Source organism: Acinetobacter sp. 24-47-66, assembly GCF_056779755.1.
The window spans coordinates 82,766-99,843 of sequence record NZ_JBWYIL010000011.1; the positions used below are offsets into that span (position 1 = coordinate 82,766).

At 38.6% G+C, this 17,078-nt stretch carries 13 protein-coding genes and 1 pseudogene; 9 read left to right on the top strand and 5 right to left on the bottom strand.

Going from position 1 to position 17,078, the window contains the following annotated elements; all coding sequences use genetic code 11:
* Window positions 1-9: 9 nt before the first annotated feature.
* Window positions 10-696 carry a response regulator gene (locus AC1M84_RS10950; protein ID WP_092767563.1) on the bottom strand — a complete coding sequence of 229 codons (687 nt, stop codon included), beginning with the start codon at window positions 694-696 and terminating at the stop codon, window positions 10-12.
* Between the two features lie 18 nt (window positions 697-714).
* Window positions 715-2,376: a sensor histidine kinase efflux regulator BaeS gene (gene baeS / locus AC1M84_RS10955; protein WP_035265564.1), complete on the bottom strand. Its 1,662-nt coding sequence runs from the start codon at window positions 2,374-2,376 to the stop codon at window positions 715-717.
* A 133-nt stretch (window positions 2,377-2,509) separates the two neighbouring features.
* Between baeS and AC1M84_RS10960 the strand changes: the two genes are divergently transcribed.
* The 4 genes from AC1M84_RS10960 (at window position 2,510) to AC1M84_RS10975 (ending at window position 7,858) form a co-directional block, all read left to right on the top strand.
* Window positions 2,510-3,136: a hypothetical protein gene (locus AC1M84_RS10960; RefSeq protein WP_481594986.1), complete on the top strand. Its 627-nt coding sequence runs from the start codon at window positions 2,510-2,512 to the stop codon at window positions 3,134-3,136.
* A gap of 310 nt (window positions 3,137-3,446) precedes the next feature.
* Window positions 3,447-5,249: an acyl-CoA dehydrogenase C-terminal domain-containing protein gene (locus AC1M84_RS10965; RefSeq protein ID WP_180028280.1), complete on the top strand. Its 1,803-nt coding sequence runs from the start codon at window positions 3,447-3,449 to the stop codon at window positions 5,247-5,249.
* A 169-nt stretch (window positions 5,250-5,418) separates the two neighbouring features.
* Window positions 5,419-7,200: an acyl-CoA dehydrogenase C-terminal domain-containing protein gene (locus AC1M84_RS10970; RefSeq protein ID WP_481594987.1), complete on the top strand. Its 1,782-nt coding sequence runs from the start codon at window positions 5,419-5,421 to the stop codon at window positions 7,198-7,200.
* Window positions 7,201-7,360: 160 nt separating this feature from the next.
* Window positions 7,361-7,858 carry a phosphate-starvation-inducible protein PsiE gene (locus tag AC1M84_RS10975; protein WP_035265636.1) on the top strand — a complete coding sequence of 166 codons (498 nt, stop codon included), beginning with the start codon at window positions 7,361-7,363 and terminating at the stop codon, window positions 7,856-7,858.
* A gap of 33 nt (window positions 7,859-7,891) precedes the next feature.
* Here AC1M84_RS10975 and AC1M84_RS10980 read toward each other — a convergent pair whose 3' ends face one another.
* The gene (locus tag AC1M84_RS10980) at window positions 7,892-8,359 is read right to left on the bottom strand and encodes an RcnB family protein (RefSeq protein WP_481594988.1); all 468 of its coding nucleotides are present in this window, start codon (window positions 8,357-8,359) and stop codon (window positions 7,892-7,894) included.
* Between the two features lie 199 nt (window positions 8,360-8,558).
* Between AC1M84_RS10980 and AC1M84_RS10985 the strand changes: the two genes are divergently transcribed.
* Window positions 8,559-9,005, top strand: coding sequence for a hypothetical protein (locus AC1M84_RS10985; RefSeq protein WP_035265570.1), 447 nt, complete (start codon window positions 8,559-8,561; stop codon window positions 9,003-9,005).
* A gap of 31 nt (window positions 9,006-9,036) precedes the next feature.
* On the opposite strand, the gene AC1M84_RS10990 is transcribed toward AC1M84_RS10985, so the two are convergent.
* Together AC1M84_RS10990 and znuD are read right to left on the bottom strand one after the other, a co-directional pair.
* Window positions 9,037-10,500 carry a phospholipase D family protein gene (locus tag AC1M84_RS10990; protein WP_481594989.1) on the bottom strand — a complete coding sequence of 488 codons (1,464 nt, stop codon included), beginning with the start codon at window positions 10,498-10,500 and terminating at the stop codon, window positions 9,037-9,039.
* An 87-nt stretch (window positions 10,501-10,587) separates the two neighbouring features.
* Window positions 10,588-12,735: a zinc piracy TonB-dependent receptor ZnuD gene (znuD, locus tag AC1M84_RS10995; protein WP_481594990.1), complete on the bottom strand. Its 2,148-nt coding sequence runs from the start codon at window positions 12,733-12,735 to the stop codon at window positions 10,588-10,590.
* 180 nt (window positions 12,736-12,915) lie between these two features.
* Between znuD and AC1M84_RS11000 the strand changes: the two genes are divergently transcribed.
* From AC1M84_RS11000 to AC1M84_RS11015, 4 genes and pseudogenes are all read left to right on the top strand, one after another.
* Window positions 12,916-13,686 carry a DUF4184 family protein gene (locus tag AC1M84_RS11000; RefSeq protein WP_481594991.1) on the top strand — a complete coding sequence of 257 codons (771 nt, stop codon included), beginning with the start codon at window positions 12,916-12,918 and terminating at the stop codon, window positions 13,684-13,686.
* 147 nt (window positions 13,687-13,833) lie between these two features.
* On the top strand, window positions 13,834-15,618 hold the full coding sequence (aspS, locus tag AC1M84_RS11005) for an aspartate--tRNA ligase (protein WP_481594992.1): 1,785 nt from the start codon (window positions 13,834-13,836) through the stop codon (window positions 15,616-15,618).
* Window positions 15,619-15,725: 107 nt separating this feature from the next.
* Window positions 15,726-15,944 carry a hypothetical protein gene (locus tag AC1M84_RS11010; protein ID WP_481594993.1) on the top strand — a complete coding sequence of 73 codons (219 nt, stop codon included), beginning with the start codon at window positions 15,726-15,728 and terminating at the stop codon, window positions 15,942-15,944.
* A gap of 863 nt (window positions 15,945-16,807) precedes the next feature.
* Window positions 16,808-17,078, top strand: a pseudogene (locus AC1M84_RS11015) (transposase); the annotation flags it as partial.

Below are 17,078 nucleotides of genomic sequence, written 5' to 3' on the forward strand. Positions count from 1 at the left end.
CACAAAGAATCAATCTTCAGGATATTCGAAACGATATCCCACCCCATAAACAGCTTGAACCCATTCATGGCGATTACCTGTTTCCGCGGCATCCGAGATTTTACGGCGCAAGTTTTTGATATGGCTATCAATCACACGATCTGCCACTTCAAAACTGTCTGGGTTGATATGATCCAATAATTGCGCACGAGAGTACACCTGACCTACGTGTTCTAAAAATAATTCAAGAAGTCGAAATTCTGTAGGTGTCAAATTTAAAGATTTGTTTTGATACCAAATTCGTTGTTGACCTTTGTCCATACGGAATAAATTATTTTCTTCAGGTTCTGCTTTACGATCTAAACGTCGCAACACTGCTTGAACACGAGCAACTAACTCTTTAGGGCTAAATGGTTTACACACATAATCATCCGCCCCCATATTCAAACCAAGTACACGATCAATCTCTTCCGTTCGTGCTGTCACCATGATAATAGGCAAATCAGACTGCTCACGGACTTTACGGGTGATCGTGAGACCATCCATACGAGGTACCATCAAATCTAAAACCATTAGACTTGGTTTACGTTGTAAAAAGCTATCATAAGCCTCTTGACCATCGTGAAACATACTGACTTCAAAGCCAGCTGCTTCAAGATAATCTCGCACCAATTGAGCAAGTTCTACTTCATCTTCAACCAGCATCACATGTTTCATATGTCACCCTTCTTCAATTTAAAACGATTTCTTTGGAAATGTGAGGATGCAGCGCAATCCACCCAATGGTGAGTGGTCAAACTTCAAGGAGCCCTTCATGCCTTGTGCAATTTTGCACGATAATGCTAGACCTAATCCAGTTCCGCCAGTACTACGTGTTCTAGAATCATCCGCTCGATAGAAACGCTCACCTAAATGAGCCAATTGCTCATCAGTAAGACCTAATGGGCTATCGTCAACAATCACCGACCAAGTCTTATCGTTTTCGATCGTATGCACATGAATTCTTCCACCGGCTTCCGTATAGCGAATGGTATTGCCGAGTAAGTTGACCATAATTTGTTTAAAACGATCTACATCTAATTGTAATTTCGTTCCATGTCCCTCTGCGCTAATCGTGAGATCGGCTTGTTCAAATTTAGGTTTGAAATTTTCTATCTCATTTAACACGACACTCCAAGGGTCAATTTCATTGAAATCGAAATTGAGTTGTTGAGCTTCAGCTTGTGCTAACGCAGCCAAATCTTGTGTTAATTTTTTCAGACTCGAAACTTGTGCCAACATTGAAGCAAAATGTTCAGGCGTTGGTTTACGTATTCCATCTTGCATTGCTTCAATTTGTGCTTGCAAAACAGCCAGCGGCGTTTTTAACTCATGCGAAGTGTCTGCAACCCACTGCTTTCTAGAATTTTCATGCTGATCTAGAATCACAGCTAACTGATTAATTTCAGTCGAAAGATCGCCAAGCTCATCGTTACGATTTACTTTCACCTGATGCTGAAAATTCCCTTTGGTTAATTCTCGTGTTGCATTTAATAAGCGTTGAATTGGCTTTCTAAAATAAGTTGCTAATAATAAGGCAGCAACCAAACTCGAAATAAATGTCAGAATATATATTAAAAATAAATAACGCTTTTGATTGCTAAAGAAATTAATACTTAAAGCATCATCTTGATCTAAAACAGGTCTTAGCCCGAGATACCCCACAATATTGCCATCAACTGTGATCGGTCGATACGACACCATATTCTCTGACGGCTCACCCAAGATAAACTGTTGTTTTGCATCGTATAAGGAAAGTCTAGAGCTTAGACCTAAGTGATCAGACATAGATATAAATAGTTTTTTTCCCTGCTGGTATTCAGAGGTTCTCAAACTTGAAAGCTTATTTTCATGTGATTTATCAGAACTGTTCGTGGTTCTTGTCTGATTCTGATTTGAACTCAATGGAAAACGCAATCCTTCAAATGGCTGAAATGCAGAAGGTAAATTTTCTTCTAAGACTTTCAACTCTTCAGGACTAATGGTTTGCGTTCTTTGCGACTCAATTTCGCTAATTAATGTATGCTCTTTGAAATAACGCTGTTGCAATGCAATATCATATTGGCGACGTAACCACCAACGTGATAGTCGATCATAATCATCGGGTGCAGCTTCACCTTCAATTTGTAAAATCTGAGCTTGAACGGCATTACCCCAATCCTGATAAACAGAGAATACGCCCGCTAAATTATCGATCAGATGATCAAGCTTTTGCATTTCTACATCAGCTACATATTTGGTGAAGTTTTTTTGCATCGTCCAATGCAGCACACTTAAGCTAACCGTCGTAATGAGCAATGTCGTTAACAGTACTGTAAAAAATAAGCGTAGTGCGATTGGTACGCGACGTATATTCAAATTGAACTCACATTATTTCTTCGTTTTTCAGTATTGTATCTAACACTGATTCAAAAAACTCTCCATTGTTTCTTCATCTTTATTATTTAATCTTTACCTATACCGAATCCAAACAACTTTGGGGATAAACATAATGAAAGCGATGAACAAAATTGTATTGGTGACCACTGGTTTAATCAGTATGGGCGCACTTACTGCATGTCAAACAACAACTCAAGCACCTCAAGAAGTTAAAAAGGGTCACTATGATAAAAAACATCATCATAAAGAACGTTTAACACCTGAACAACGCGAGCAATTCAAACAAGCGCGTGCTGACCGTAAAGCGATGATGCAGCAAATTCGTCAAGCATGCGACGGCAAAGCTGTCGGTCAAACTGTTCAAATCAAAACTGATAAACAAAATATTGATGGTACTTGTCATATCCGTTTCGTAGCGGATCGTGCTGATATGAAAAAAATGCATGAGCAAGCACGTGCCCAATTTAAAGCTGAAAAGCCAACTTCGGTCCAAGCTAACCGTTCACAAAAAGGTGAACCTCTCACAGATGCCAAACGTGCTGAGCTTGTTCAAAAATTTGATCAACGTTTGATGCAACAGCAAGTTAGTCAAAATGCAAAACTTCAAGCATGCAATGGGCAAACTGATGGTAAAAAAGTTCAAATCAAAGTGGGTGAACAGACTATCAACGGTGTATGTAAAGTTTATTTCAAACCAAATCAACCACTCGTTAAACCAGACTTAAAAAAATCCGCATAATTCAATTCAACTCACTACTAAGTGATTGAATATAAAAAAGGCGCATGTTGCGCCTTTTTTTATGTTATAACTTATTACGTTTTTGACTATTCTGTTCACATATAATTCACGAAAAAACTTTATACTCTAAATACTTAGCCAAAATTAATATTTTTTCTTTGACTTTACAGTCACACAGAATATGGCTATAAAACTTGTACCAAGCAATAACTTATTGCACGATGTAATAGAACAAAATAGGTGTCGTGGATGACACGACATTTTTTATTAGGATTATAAATCTGGTTTAACCAGTATTGAGGAACCCGATATGCCACAATACAAAGCGCCCTTACGTGATATGCAATTCGTTTTGCATGAATTATTAAATGCTGAAGAACACTTTTCAAAACTCCCTGCATTCCAAGAAAACGTAAGCCGTGAGTTGGTTGATCAATATTTAGAAGCTGCTGCAGATTTCTGTGAAAACGAATTATCTCCACTCAACCAAGTAGGCGACCGTGAAGGTTGTACTTGGAATGATGGTGTAGTCACTACTCCAACAGGCTTCAAAGAAGCATATAAAAAATACGTAGAATTGGGATTCCCCTCTTTAGCTGCTGAAGAACAATATGGTGGTCAAGGCTTACCAAACTCTTTAGGCATTATCATTTCTGAAATGATCGGTTCTTCGAACTGGGCATGGGGTATGTACCCAGGTCTATCTCATGGTGCAGTTCGTACAATTGAACACCATGGTACGGAAGAGCAAAAAAATACTTACTTACCAAAACTGATTTCAGGTGAGTGGACAGGTACCATGTGTTTAACAGAATCTCATGCGGGTTCTGACCTTGGTATTATCCGCACAAAAGCTGAACCTAATGCAGATGGTAGCTTTGCGATTTCAGGTGAGAAAATCTTTATTTCCGCTGGTGAGCATGACATGGCGGACAACATTGTTCACATCGTTCTTGCGCGTTTACCAGGTGCTCCGAAGGGAACGAAAGGGATCTCATTATTCATCGTACCTAAGTTTAACTTAACTGCTGATGGTGAAGTTGGCGAGCGCAACGCTGTTCGTTGTGGTTCGATTGAACATAAAATGGGTATCCATGGTAACGCAACATGTGTGATCAATTTTGATCGTGCAACAGGTTACTTGATTGGCCCTGAAAACCGTGGTCTGAATGCAATGTTCACCTTCATGAACACTGCACGTATTGGTACAGCTGTACAAGGTTTGTCTGCTGCTGAATCATCTTTCCAAGGTGCTTTGGCATATGCGAAAGATCGTTTAGCAATGCGTTCACTTTCTGGTCCTAAGGCACCTGAAAAAGAAGCAGATCCTATTATTGTGCATCCAGCAGTTCGTAACTTAATATTAACGCAAAAAGCTTTTGCTGAAGGTGGTCGAGCTCTAGTGTATTACCTCGCTCACTATGCTGATATCGTTGAAAAAGGCGCGACTGAAGAAGAACGTAAATTTGCAGATAATATTCTGTCATTATTAACGCCAATTGCTAAAGCATTCTTAACTGAAGTTGGTTATGAAGCTGCAAACAAAGGCGTACAAGTATTTGGTGGTCACGGCTTCATTTCAGAGCATGGTATGGAGCAAATTGTTCGTGATACACGTATTGCTTGCTTATATGAAGGTACCACTGAAATTCAGGCACTTGACTTGTTAGGTCGTAAAGTACTGCAAACCCAAGGTGCGATGTTGAAAGATTTCACCAAAATCATTCATAAATTTGCTGAAGCAAACAAAGATAATGCAGACTTGAAAGAGTTTGTTGAACCTTTGGCTGCGCTCAATAAAGAATGGGGTGATTTAACTATGCAGATCGGTATGCGCGCGATGCAAAACCCTGATGAAGTCGGTGCTGCTGCAGTAGATTACCTATACTTCTCTGGTTATGTAACGCTAGCATTCTTATGGGCTCGCATGGCTCAGGTTGCTCAACAACAACTTGCAGCAGGTTCAACTGAAGTTGACTTCTACAATGCGAAAATCACGACAGCTCGCTTCTACTTCAAGAAGATCCTTCCACGCGTTCGCTCACATGTTGACGTAATTGCAGGTGGATTAGAGCCATTAATGACTTTAGATGCTGAACACTTTGCATTCTAATGATCCACATTAAATATGTGTAAAAAGAAAAAGGACAGTCATAGATTTGGCCGTCCTTTTTCTTTATAAATAATTCGAGATATTAACCTTTAGTCGTCTAACAAGTCCTAATATGCTTCGATAGACTGCTAAGAACTAAAGATATTTAAACAAAAAAAGGTGAACGAAAATGCCAATCTATAATGCGCCTCTTACAGATATGAAGTTCATTTTGAATGATGTATTTCAAGCTGAACAATTTTGGCAATCAAATGAGAATTTAGCTCATGTTGATGCTGCGACAGCTGAAGCTATTTTAGAAGAGATGGCTAAATTCGCTCAAAACGTAACCCTTCCCCTAAATCGCACAGGTGATGAAGAAGGCGCAACTTATAATAATGGATCTGTTACCACACCAGCGGGCTTTAAAGAAGCGTTCCAACAGTATGCAGAAGGTGGTTGGATTGGCTTAGGTGCTGACGAAGAATGGGGCGGTCAAGGCATGCCAAAAATGCTGACTGTGCTTACAGATGAAATGCTTTTTGCAACCAACCCATCATTTATGCTTTACCCACTTCTTTCTGTGGGTGCGGGTATGGCATTAAATAGCTATGCTTCTCAAGAACAAAAAGAAACTTATCTTCCTAAAATCTATTCAGGTGAATGGTCAGGTACGATGTGTCTCACAGAGCCTCACGCAGGTACTGATTTAGGCATTATTAAAACTAAGGCTGAACGTAATGAAGATGGTACTTACAACATCACGGGTACGAAAATTTTTATTACCGGTGGTGACCATGATTTAGCTGAAAATATTATTCACCTTGTATTAGCAAAAACGCCTGATGCTCCTGCTGGTTCACGCGGTATTTCTCTGTTCATTGTACCTAAATTCTTAGTGAATGAAGATGGTACCTTGGGTGATCGTAACCCTGTAGGCCCTGGTTCTATTGAACACAAAATGGGGATCAAAGCCTCTGCAACATGTGTGATGAACTTTGACGGTGCAAAAGGCTATTTAGTCGGTAAAGAAAACGAAGGTCTTGCTGCAATGTTCGTGATGATGAACTATGAACGTTTGTCCATGGGTATCCAAGGTTTAGGCGCTTCTGAATTTGCTTATCAAAATGCTGCTCAATATGCCACTGATCGTTTACAAGGTCGTAGTGCAACAGGTGTGAAATCTCCGAATAAACCTGCTGATAGTATTCTTGTACACGGTGATGTACGTCGTATGCTCTTAAATGCTCGTGCGAACAATGAAGCTTCACGTGCATTTGCAGTATATGTAGGTCAACAACTTGACATTACAAAGTTCTCGACGGATCCAGAAGCAGTTGCAAAAGCAAATAATCGTGTTGCTTTGCTCACACCAATCGCAAAAGCATATTTAACAGACACTGCTTTCAATGCGACACTAGATGCCCAAATGGTCTTTGGTGGTCACGGCTATATTCGTGAATGGGGTATGGAACAATGTATCCGTGATCTTCGTATCTCACAAATTTATGAAGGAACGAACGGCGTTCAATCACAAGATTTAATTGGTCGTAAAACGATTAAATGTAATGGACAATTCATCGCAGAATATATCGAAGAAATTCGTGACTTTGCAAATGCATTAGATGCGGACTTAAATTACATCAAAGATGCCACTCTTGATGCTGCAACTGAACTTGAATCGATTACACAAGTTGTTCTTGAACGTGCTGCGGAAAATCCTGATTATGCGAATGCTGCTGCGGTTGATTATTTACATGCGGTAGGCTTACTCAGCTTTACCTATATGTTTGCTAAAATTGCTAAAGCTGCGAGTGAAAAATCAGGTGAGTTCTATGAGAACAAATTATCTTTAGTGAACTACTACATCCAACGCGTTTTACCTGAATTAAATACACGTTTAGCTCGCATCAAAGCTAGCTCTGAAATCGTGATGGGATTTAGCGAAGATTACTTCATAAATCAATCATAAGTTTTATCTTAAAAAAGCCTGATTCTTCAGGCTTTTTTTACCTGAAATTTGCTTATTTTCAAAGCAACTCATAATAGTCTTCCCTGCTTAGACATAAGATGAGCATGAATTTTGCATCACTCCAATGAAACCATCAGGTTTTTTCAAAGGAGGAGATGTCATGAGTAAAAAAGATATTAGCGTAGAAAAAATCGAATCCTTATTAGATCGTTTTGGAAATCTAGCAGTTGAGAGCTTCCACTATATTGCGCTCTTTATTATTGGCTGCATGGTAATTTGGTCTGCAGGACATACCGTGATTGATATTCTTACGGTAAAACAATATGCAACGATTGATGACATTCTGTTGTTATTTATCTATTTAGAGCTAGGTGCGATGGTAGGTATTTATTTTAAGACCAATCATATGCCCGTCAGATTTCTAATCTATATCGCCATCACTGCCCTGACACGTCTGTTAATTTCAGATATTCAACATGACCATAAAGCTGATATTGATTTAGTCATTATTACAGGATCAATTTTAATCCTAGCATTCGCTATATTGGTCGTGCGTTTTGCTTCTTGGAATTTTCCATCAGTGATCCGAGATAAACACCAAGATAAACCTTTACCACTTGGAAAAACACCACGCCCTGAAGATGATGAGTTGGCTTAGATAAAGATGGCTTAGACAAATTGGATTAAGCATCTAACGATCATTTGGCATCTGGATATATCGACCATTTTGGTATATCCAATGCATTCCAACTTGTGGTGCAGGAAGACCATAACGACGCCAATCTGAAATCAGCATATACTGACTCATTTCAATAGTACCACCCTGCCCATTTACGAAACTTGACTGCTTGCTAGAATATGTCGTCGTGGTCGGTAAAGACTGTTGATAGATCACTGTAATCCCATTCTGCTGCGGATACGCTGGATAAGGAGGATATGGTCGCTGTAATTGAGGTCTATTCTGAGCAAAACGTGGTTGTTGCAATGGGACTGGCTTACTTAGACGATCTGCATTACCAGTATATATTGGAGTCTGTATTGGTTTTACAGGTCGAACCTTAGAACCTTGGTAATTAGCCCAACTATCTGCAAAAGTATGACTCGTTATTAAAAGAATCACTGAACCCAATAGAGTCTTAACCAATAATGTATTGTTCATCTCTATTACCTCATTCCAAATTTAAGATTACTTTTATTTTCAAAATTCATTCTAAAGCTTAAATATAGATCAATCATGTAGAAATCTTGAACATTATTTAAAATTTTAAATTTAATACTTTAGACCTTTTATTTATCTGCATGAGTCTGTTTGTAAATCTGCTAGACTAACCATTTTTAACTTTGCGAGATTATCCACCGTGCCTGAAATGAGTTTTGATCGCCTGCACCAATTTTTTTGTAAAGTTCCGAGTGTCCAAGAAAACTTTATCGATTCTTATGGCACTGATGGTGAACATGCATGGTGGTTTAAATTTCAAATCAATATCGACCATGCCTTAGCTTGGCAAACGGTTCAAGAACTTGGTCATGTATTGAATTACATTTCTAAAAATGAACGCCTACCCACTCAGTTTTTACCTGTGTCTCCTCCACCCTATATGAATGGTGAGGCGAAACAATTCTTATCTTGGGTGATTCAGTGTAATCATCCTGATTTTACGCCAGATGTGGTTTGTGATTGGTTAGAAGCACGTTTACCTCAACCTGTTGAGGATGAGTCTAAGTGGAAAATTAAAACTGACATTAAAGAGCTCGATCAGATTGATGATAAGGAACTCGATAAATTAGTTCCACCGAATCCATAAATGAAAAAATCCCTCTTTAGAGGGATTTTTTTTAGAAGGTTGAGAGACCACTCCATTCCATGAATCGATAAATGGCATATTTCATTTTTGAATCTTCTGCATATTCTGAGTAATCAACACTCATTTGCTTACCCTCTAAATTCATCCAAGCAGTATCAAAATACTGTACTGCATCTTTAAAAACTTGCTGATTTGAAGAGCCAATAACACGTAAATCAGTTTCTAAATTATAATTTTTCAAATTACGAGCAGTAAAATTAGCCGACCCCAAAATCAGTTCAACCTGATCTGAACTACGCTTAATAATCATTTTTGAATGGCACTGCTCACCTTGTGTATTACACCAGCGTACGTCTATTCCAGCTTTATAGAGCTCTGTCGCGACAGGACGATTTGGAATACCATTTTTAGTACGTCCAAATGCATCTTTGTTCGGGTCTAGTAATACACGAACTTCAACACCGCGTTGGTGAGCTTCAATTAAGGCTTCAATAATTTTTCGCTCTGATAAATAGAACATTGCCAAATCTATTTTTGCATCAGCACCTTGAGCAGATTCAATCAGTTTCAGCAGTTCATCATATATTGCCTTTTCTGTCAGTACTTGAACTTGCGGCAACTGTTTATCTTCTGGTACATCTCCCACAATAACCATTGGAATATTTGCTTTAGAAAATAAAGCCACTGATTGTTCAGTTTTTAAAATATCGACGGCTGTATGCCCTTCGACCACAAGTGCTACATTAGAATGGCTTGAGCTTCCATCATGCGGGTTCATTGAAGTCACTAGTGTTTTCCATCCCTCGGATGTATCCACTATGATGGTTTTACGATGGTTCGCTTTAAAATTAAAAAGATTTAAATAACTTCGAATGGTAATTTTTTCTTCCCCGAAAGGATTACTTAACCAACCTTTCTCAGCATTATTTCCTAAACTCTGACAACAAAAATACCAAATGCCCGACCACAGTGGATTCGATGCGCGTAATGGTGATAAATCTGTTTCTATGACATCAATTCCTGCTTGTCTGAGTTGTCGATAGTGCTCTGGGATTATTCCACCATAAACTGAATTTATAGGATCAGTGATTAATTTAATTTCAATATTCGGTGTTAGACGCTTTTTTTGAATGAGTGCTTGGGTTAGTTCTTGTGTTAAGGCGCGATGTTGATTTTGAGACTGACCAGTTTCAGGATTGAACAGAAACATATCTAACACAATTGTGGTTTGCGCTTGCTCAATAAGATTGAGAATTTCATCAAAAATCTGATGCTGCTGTCGCTGACCCGCCGTATCTATATAAGTTTGGTCTGCTAGGAATTTCACATTTGCATGCCGTAATTTACCGGAATAATTAAGCCCTTCTGGTAATGGTTTATAAATATGATAAAGCGCTGAGGCTAAATAGCCGATGGTCAGCATACCTAGAATCAGACCAACATAACGTCGGTTTGACCAATTTAATTTTTGGTGAATTCGTTTAAATAGACGCATAACAAAAAACCTAGTCCGATACTTTCAGACTAGGTTTTAATTTACGTTTTTTCAAGCATTAAACTGTTTTTAACACGTTGAATTAAATTAGAACCCGTATTCAACGCCGACGGTAAAATTACGTCCAATTTGTGGAATATTCGACAAAAATGAATTGTGCGAATAAACCTGATCATCCAATAAGTTGTGTGCTTTTAAATAAACGCGATAATCGTTGCGATTGTTTAACTGCCCAGCATAAGACACACCAACATTGACCATGTTATAACCTTGGGTTTCTTTTTCAAAGTCAGCAAATTTATCTTGCGTGAATACATGATAATACTCAGCTAAACCAGACCAACCATCAGCAAAATTGGTTTCCACCTTTGTACCAAGTCGTCCAGCAGGAACACGTGGAGCATTTTCCCCCTCTATCTTGCCTCTTACATAATCACCAAACACACTCACCTTGTAAGTATCATTAATTTGATAGCCTAGCTGAGCCTCAGTTCCATAAAAACGTGCCTTATCCTGCGTATATTTAAGTCCACGTAAATTGCCTTGTTGAGCTACAGTTGCACCATAAATATAGTCATCAAACCAATTGTGATAAACATGAACATGATAATCGAGCTGATCACCTTCATAATGGAGACCTAACTCTAGATTATTTGATGTTTCCTTATCAATATCTGGATTACCTAGCTCATATGTGTTTGTTGCAAAATGAAGACCATCTGCATATAACTCTTGAGCTAGCGGTAAACGTTGTTGATGAGACCCCACTAGAGACAACTTATAATTTGGCGCGAACTCCCAATTAGCTGCAGCTGATCCTGAAACAGCAGTCCCTGAGTAGTTCTTTTGATTGGAATCGACATCAATTTTTTGATGGTCTACACGAGCACCCAATTCGACATGCACAGGACCAAGCTGTTTATGTTCTAGTGCAAATAAACTGTACTTATTGGTTTTTGTATCCGCCATCAGAACATCATGACTATGACCATAATGTTCATGATCGTGATCACTATGATCATGGTCACCATGATCAACTTCATCATGGTCATGTCCCTCAGGCGCATTAAGTTTTATTTTTTGCTGAGATGCTTGTACACCTACAACACCCTCCCAACCTAACAACGGTATATGAACCAACTCTAAACGACCATCATAACCCTTACTTTTAAAGTTACTAATAACTTCATTTTCTTCTAGTTCATCATGCTCGTAATCTGTAAAACTTAAATGAGCTCGCAGCTTTTCAAATCCTTTTAATGGATCATTTAATTCAGTTCGCAAATCATAGCGTTCAGATTTTAAGTCAACCCATGGACCTGCAGCATTTTCGTGTTCATGGTCGTGCGCTGAATTAGGTGGTGGACAATGGAAATGATCTCCATGCAATTCACATCCATGATATTCATGACTATGACCTGGTAATCCATATTTATCTTGTCGATTACTATATGACAGCCCCACAAAACCTCGATCATGGATCCATGAGCCGCCGACATTAACTGTTTGACCTTCTGAGAAGGTATTTTCTACACGTTTAGCACTTTCACGATGAGGCTCTGTCTCACCCTCATGATGATGTTCAGTGAAGTAACCTTTGAAAGGGATATAATCATTGGCTTTATGCTTCGTGCCTTCAACACGAAGTGCAAAATTTTCACCTATAGCTGCTGTTACACCTGCACTCGCAAGTTTTTCATCACTCCCAGAGTTGTAGCGGACGCCCACTTGCCCCTCTAGACCATTAGCTGGCATTTGTGTCGGTATTTTTTGATCAGTCACGTTGACTAAACCACCCACAGTTCCAGCTGCGTACAGTAATGTTGAAGGTCCTCGGATAACTTCCACTTGCTTCGCCAAAATAGGATCAACCGTTACGGCATGGTCAGGAGAAAGTGTTGATACATCAGCAGTTTCAGAAGCATGCTGTAAAACTTTTACACGCGGTCCATCTTGGCCACGAATCACAGGACGACTTGCACCTGTTCCATACTGATTAGAATAAACACCCAACTCATCGGCTAACGCATCACCTATGGTTGTTGGTCTTTCAGATAATTTTTTTTGATCAATCACATGATCTGCTACAGCGAAGTCAGCAGCTGTTTGAACCAATGGATGTGCGGTAGAAGAAATTGTATCTAATTGAACATTTTTTTGTTTTTGATCAGCATGTGCTGCGGATGCTATCACTGCCAAGACGGAGGCAGTAATGATATTTTTATGAAAGTTCATACGACAAGCTCAAAATTCGAGAATTTACAATTGTTGTTATAATATAACATTTCAACCAAACTTCAATCATATTTCATTCATTTACTCCAAATTAATTACCTTCATATAATTAAACCAATGGGTTACATATCAATGTTAATCTATAAAATTCAGATAGCATTTTTTTGATATATTTCAGCAATGCCCTTTACAATTTCACATGCTGTACTCGCACCAATTTTGCATAAAGCATCGAAAGGAACACTTCCTATTTCTGCTCTAGCAATTGGTTGCATGGTCCCTGACTTATTTCGTCTTTTTACAGACGAACATATCCAAATCTCACATCAATGGAGCGCATTGCTATATCCCAATTTATTGGTGGGAATGGCATTCTGTCTATTGTGGTATGCACTATTACGACCTACTTTTTTTAGATGGATTGGTATTTACAATCCCTTAAAACTCTCGAACTTTAGATCTGTCTTTCAATTCTTGGTGCTGATCAATATTTCATTAATCTTGGGTATCAGCAGTCATATCCTTTGGGATGGTTTAACTCATGTTGATTACAGAACCTTTGCTTTTCATGATCTATTAGCTAAGCAAATCAATCTTTTGGGGCAATACTATCCCCTCCATCGCATTTTACAGGTTGGTACCTCTATTATCGTTTTGCCCTTTATTTTATGGTTTGCAAAACAATATTTTTGTACTTACCGTCAACCATTCAGAGTAACTCGTTCTATCACTATTTTTGCTGTGGTATCCGTGCTAATTTCAATATTAGGTGGATTATTTGGATTTATTCATTTCAACTCTAATTACAATACAGCCATTTTATATGACCTATATGGTTACATTGGCTTCTCAATTAATTATTTCTTTAGAGGCTTTCTATTGACGTTTACGATTTGTGCGCTTGTTTTTCAAATCCTAGATCAATTGGAATTATTCGAAGGATCGTCTTAATTTTAAATTTGCATTAAATAATAGGGCTTTCATAATCTTCTCCTTGTGACTGTAGTCTCAAAGAGGCATAATTCACCCTTTGTATAAAGGCGTTACGCTGTTTACGTATACGCTTTCATTAACCCATATAGTTGGATTTTTAACGCTATGATGCGAACTCATTACTGCGGTTCATTAACCGAAGCTCAAATTGATCAAACCGTTACACTTTGCGGATGGGTACACCGTCGCCGTGACCACGGTGGTGTAATTTTCCTTGATATGCGTGACCGTGATGGTCTAGTTCAAGTGGTTATTGATCCTGATACACCAGAAGCTTTCGAAACAGCTGATAAAGCTCGTTCTGAATTTGTATTAAAAATAACTGGTCGCGTTCGCCGTCGTTATGCTGGTACTGAAAATGCCAACATGGTGAGTGGTCAAATCGAAGTATTAGGTAAAGAAATTGAAGTTCTAGCAGCGTCTGAAACTCCACCATTCCCATTAAATGATGATAATACTAATATTTCAGAAGAAATTCGTTTGAAATATCGTTTCTTGGACATTCGTCGTCCAGAAATGTTAGAGCGTTTACGTTTCCGTTCTAAATTAACAAACCTTATTCGTAACTATTTCGAAGAAAACGGATTCTTAGACGTTGAAACACCTATTTTGACACGTGCGACTCCTGAGGGTGCGCGTGACTATTTAGTACCAAGCCGTGTATCAAATGGTAGTTTCTACGCTCTTCCTCAATCACCACAGTTATTTAAACAATTGTTAATGGTGGGTGGTATTGATCGTTATTACCAAATTGCTAAATGTTTCCGTGACGAAGACTTACGTGCTGACCGTCAGCCTGAATTCACACAAATCGACGTTGAAACATCGTTCATGAGTGACGATGACATCATGGATTTAATGGAACGTTTAACAGTTAAGATGTTTAAAGAACTTCTTAATGTTCAATTTGATAAGTTCCCACGTATGACCTATGCAGATGCCATGCGCGACTATGCGTCTGACAAGCCTGACTTACGTATTCCACTTAAACTCGTTGACGTTGCAGATTTAATGCAAGATGTAGAGTTCAAAGTATTCGCAGGTCCTGCTAAAGATCCTAAAGGTCGTATTGTTGCGTTACGTGTTCCGGGTGCAGGTTCACTTCCACGTTCTGCAATTGATGAATACACTAAATTCGTCGGCATCTACGGTGCAAAAGGTTTAGCTTATATTAAAGTCAATGAGCTGGAAAAAGGCATTGAAGGCTTACAATCTCCGATCGTGAAATTCATCGAGCCAATCGTGCTTGATCTATTAAAACGTGTGGGTGCTGAAAATGGCGATATCGTATTCTTCGGTGCAGATAAAGCGAAAGTTGTAAACGATGCAATGGGTGCTTTACGTATCAAAGTCGGTCATGACATGAAGATGGCAACTTGCGAGTGGGCACCACTTTGGGTTGTTGATTTCCCAATGTTTGAAGAAACTGATGATGGCAAATGGACGTCTGTTCACCACCCATTCACGCTGCCTAAATCTAGCGTAGAAGAAGTGAAGAACAATCCTGGTGCGGCATTGTCTGTTGCTTACGATATGGTGCTTAACGGTACTGAAATCGGTGGTGGTTCGCTTCGTATTCATAACCTAGAAATGCAAAAAGCAATTTTTGAAGCTTTAGGTATTGGTGAAGAAGAAGCAGAAGAGAAATTCAGCTTCTTATTGAACGCTTTACGTTATGGTGCACCTCCACACGGTGGTTTGGCATTCGGTTTAGACCGTCTTGTGATGTTAATGACAGGTGGTTCTTCTATACGTGATGTGATTGCATTCCCGAAAACGAAAACTGCGGAATGTCCTTTAACACAAGCTCCTGCACCAGTTGAATCAACTCAACTTCGTGATCTTGGTATTCGCTTACGTGAAAAACCAAAAGCTGAATCACAAGAATAACGTTTTGTTGATCTAAATAAAAACCCTGCAACTGCAGGGTTTTTATTTCATTGAGATAAACGCTCAAAAATGGCATAATCGCAGAAAATATTTTAGAGTTCATTCATATGGCTATGCGTCCTGATGTTCGTCGTCATACAATCATTATTATTGTATTTTGCATCGTGCAATGGGCATTTATGCGTTATATCTTAAATGAACAATTATTTAACCTCACCACTTATCAACGCATCGTGTTCTTTAGTACGAGTAGTTTTATTGCCGCTTTTGGTTCAATCGCTGCACTGATTTATATGGTGATTAAAGGAAATGCTGAAAAGGACTAATTCTGTTTTCTTCCTCTATCTATATATTACTTAAAAACTTCACTAAATTACCATTAGGCTTTCATCAAAGTCTAATAAAATAGCCAGTAGCATTTTATAGCTATTTTAATCGTCTGCTCGACGAGTAACAGAAATTAATCTTTATCAGCTTATACCAAGCTTACAAAACAAGAAATTACTAACGTGTCAAATCAAGCTTATAAAATTAGTGAATACGGTGAGTAGCATCTTTAAAATGCGGGCTTACTAAATATCCTCCCAATATAGACTAGAAAAACAATACTGACATTAATCACTTTCCTTTCTTAGAAACTCATCAACGTTTAAATAACTTTCGTATGGAGAAATTACAGTGCCGTACGCACTTCATTTAAACATGTAAAATAGAAAATCTCCGTTATTTCGCTAAATCAGAGTGCTAAGCTAGCAGCTTTAATATACTATTTTTAGTATTGATGATTTATCTGCGACATTGGTCTCATGGTCACTTACTAAAACCTAAATTCGCTTAATTAGAATTTTTTGTTTAGGCCACACAGCAAGATAAGACTTAGATCCTCATATTTCACAGCTCTCGGATATTTTATCCAAAGATGTACACGTGTCTGTCACCGCACTGAATCAAGAAATGGAGCGTATGATTAAGACCACTCTAAAGCAGTATCTGTGGAGGTATAAGCGGTTTAGAAACTCAAAGTCATACTCTACTGTTTATTAAAAAAACAAATAATCGTATTTGTAATATAATCTATTTCATCACTCGAAATCCCATACCATAAAGGTAAGCGAATTAATCGTTCACTTTCTTTTGTCTGAACCGTACCGGGTTTGTCGGAGACCAACTTTCCTGAGAGAATGCCCCGATGAAAAAAGTAAAATATACCCCTGAAATCAGAGATAGAGCGGTTCAACTTGTGATTGAATCCGAAAAAGATTATCCATCGAATTGGGCTGCAATCACAGCAATTGCACCCTGAGCAGTATACTGCGCAAGGGTTGTACTCCTGAAACACTACGTGTTTGGTATTTAAAACATCTCGATCAACAAAATCCAGTTAAAGTACAGCAGCTTTCAGACCAAGAACGTATCAAACAACTCGAACGCGAAAATAAAGAACTGCAACGCGCCAATGA

Coding starts and splice junctions, on each gene's coding strand:
- znuD (WP_481594990.1), bottom strand. CDS start 12,735: ATGAACTTTCATAAAAATATCATTACTGCCTCCGTCTTGGCAGTGATA.
- AC1M84_RS10950 (WP_092767563.1), bottom strand. CDS start 696: ATGAAACATGTGATGCTGGTTGAAGATGAAGTAGAACTTGCTCAATTG.
- AC1M84_RS10975 (WP_035265636.1), top strand. CDS start 7,361: ATGAGTAAAAAAGATATTAGCGTAGAAAAAATCGAATCCTTATTAGAT.
- aspS (WP_481594992.1), top strand. CDS start 13,834: ATGATGCGAACTCATTACTGCGGTTCATTAACCGAAGCTCAAATTGAT.
- AC1M84_RS10980 (WP_481594988.1), bottom strand. CDS start 8,359: ATGAACAATACATTATTGGTTAAGACTCTATTGGGTTCAGTGATTCTT.
- AC1M84_RS11010 (WP_481594993.1), top strand. CDS start 15,726: ATGGCTATGCGTCCTGATGTTCGTCGTCATACAATCATTATTATTGTA.
- AC1M84_RS11000 (WP_481594991.1), top strand. CDS start 12,916: ATGCCCTTTACAATTTCACATGCTGTACTCGCACCAATTTTGCATAAA.
- AC1M84_RS10990 (WP_481594989.1), bottom strand. CDS start 10,500: ATGCGTCTATTTAAACGAATTCACCAAAAATTAAATTGGTCAAACCGA.
- AC1M84_RS10960 (WP_481594986.1), top strand. CDS start 2,510: ATGAAAGCGATGAACAAAATTGTATTGGTGACCACTGGTTTAATCAGT.
- AC1M84_RS10970 (WP_481594987.1), top strand. CDS start 5,419: ATGCCAATCTATAATGCGCCTCTTACAGATATGAAGTTCATTTTGAAT.
- AC1M84_RS10965 (WP_180028280.1), top strand. CDS start 3,447: ATGCCACAATACAAAGCGCCCTTACGTGATATGCAATTCGTTTTGCAT.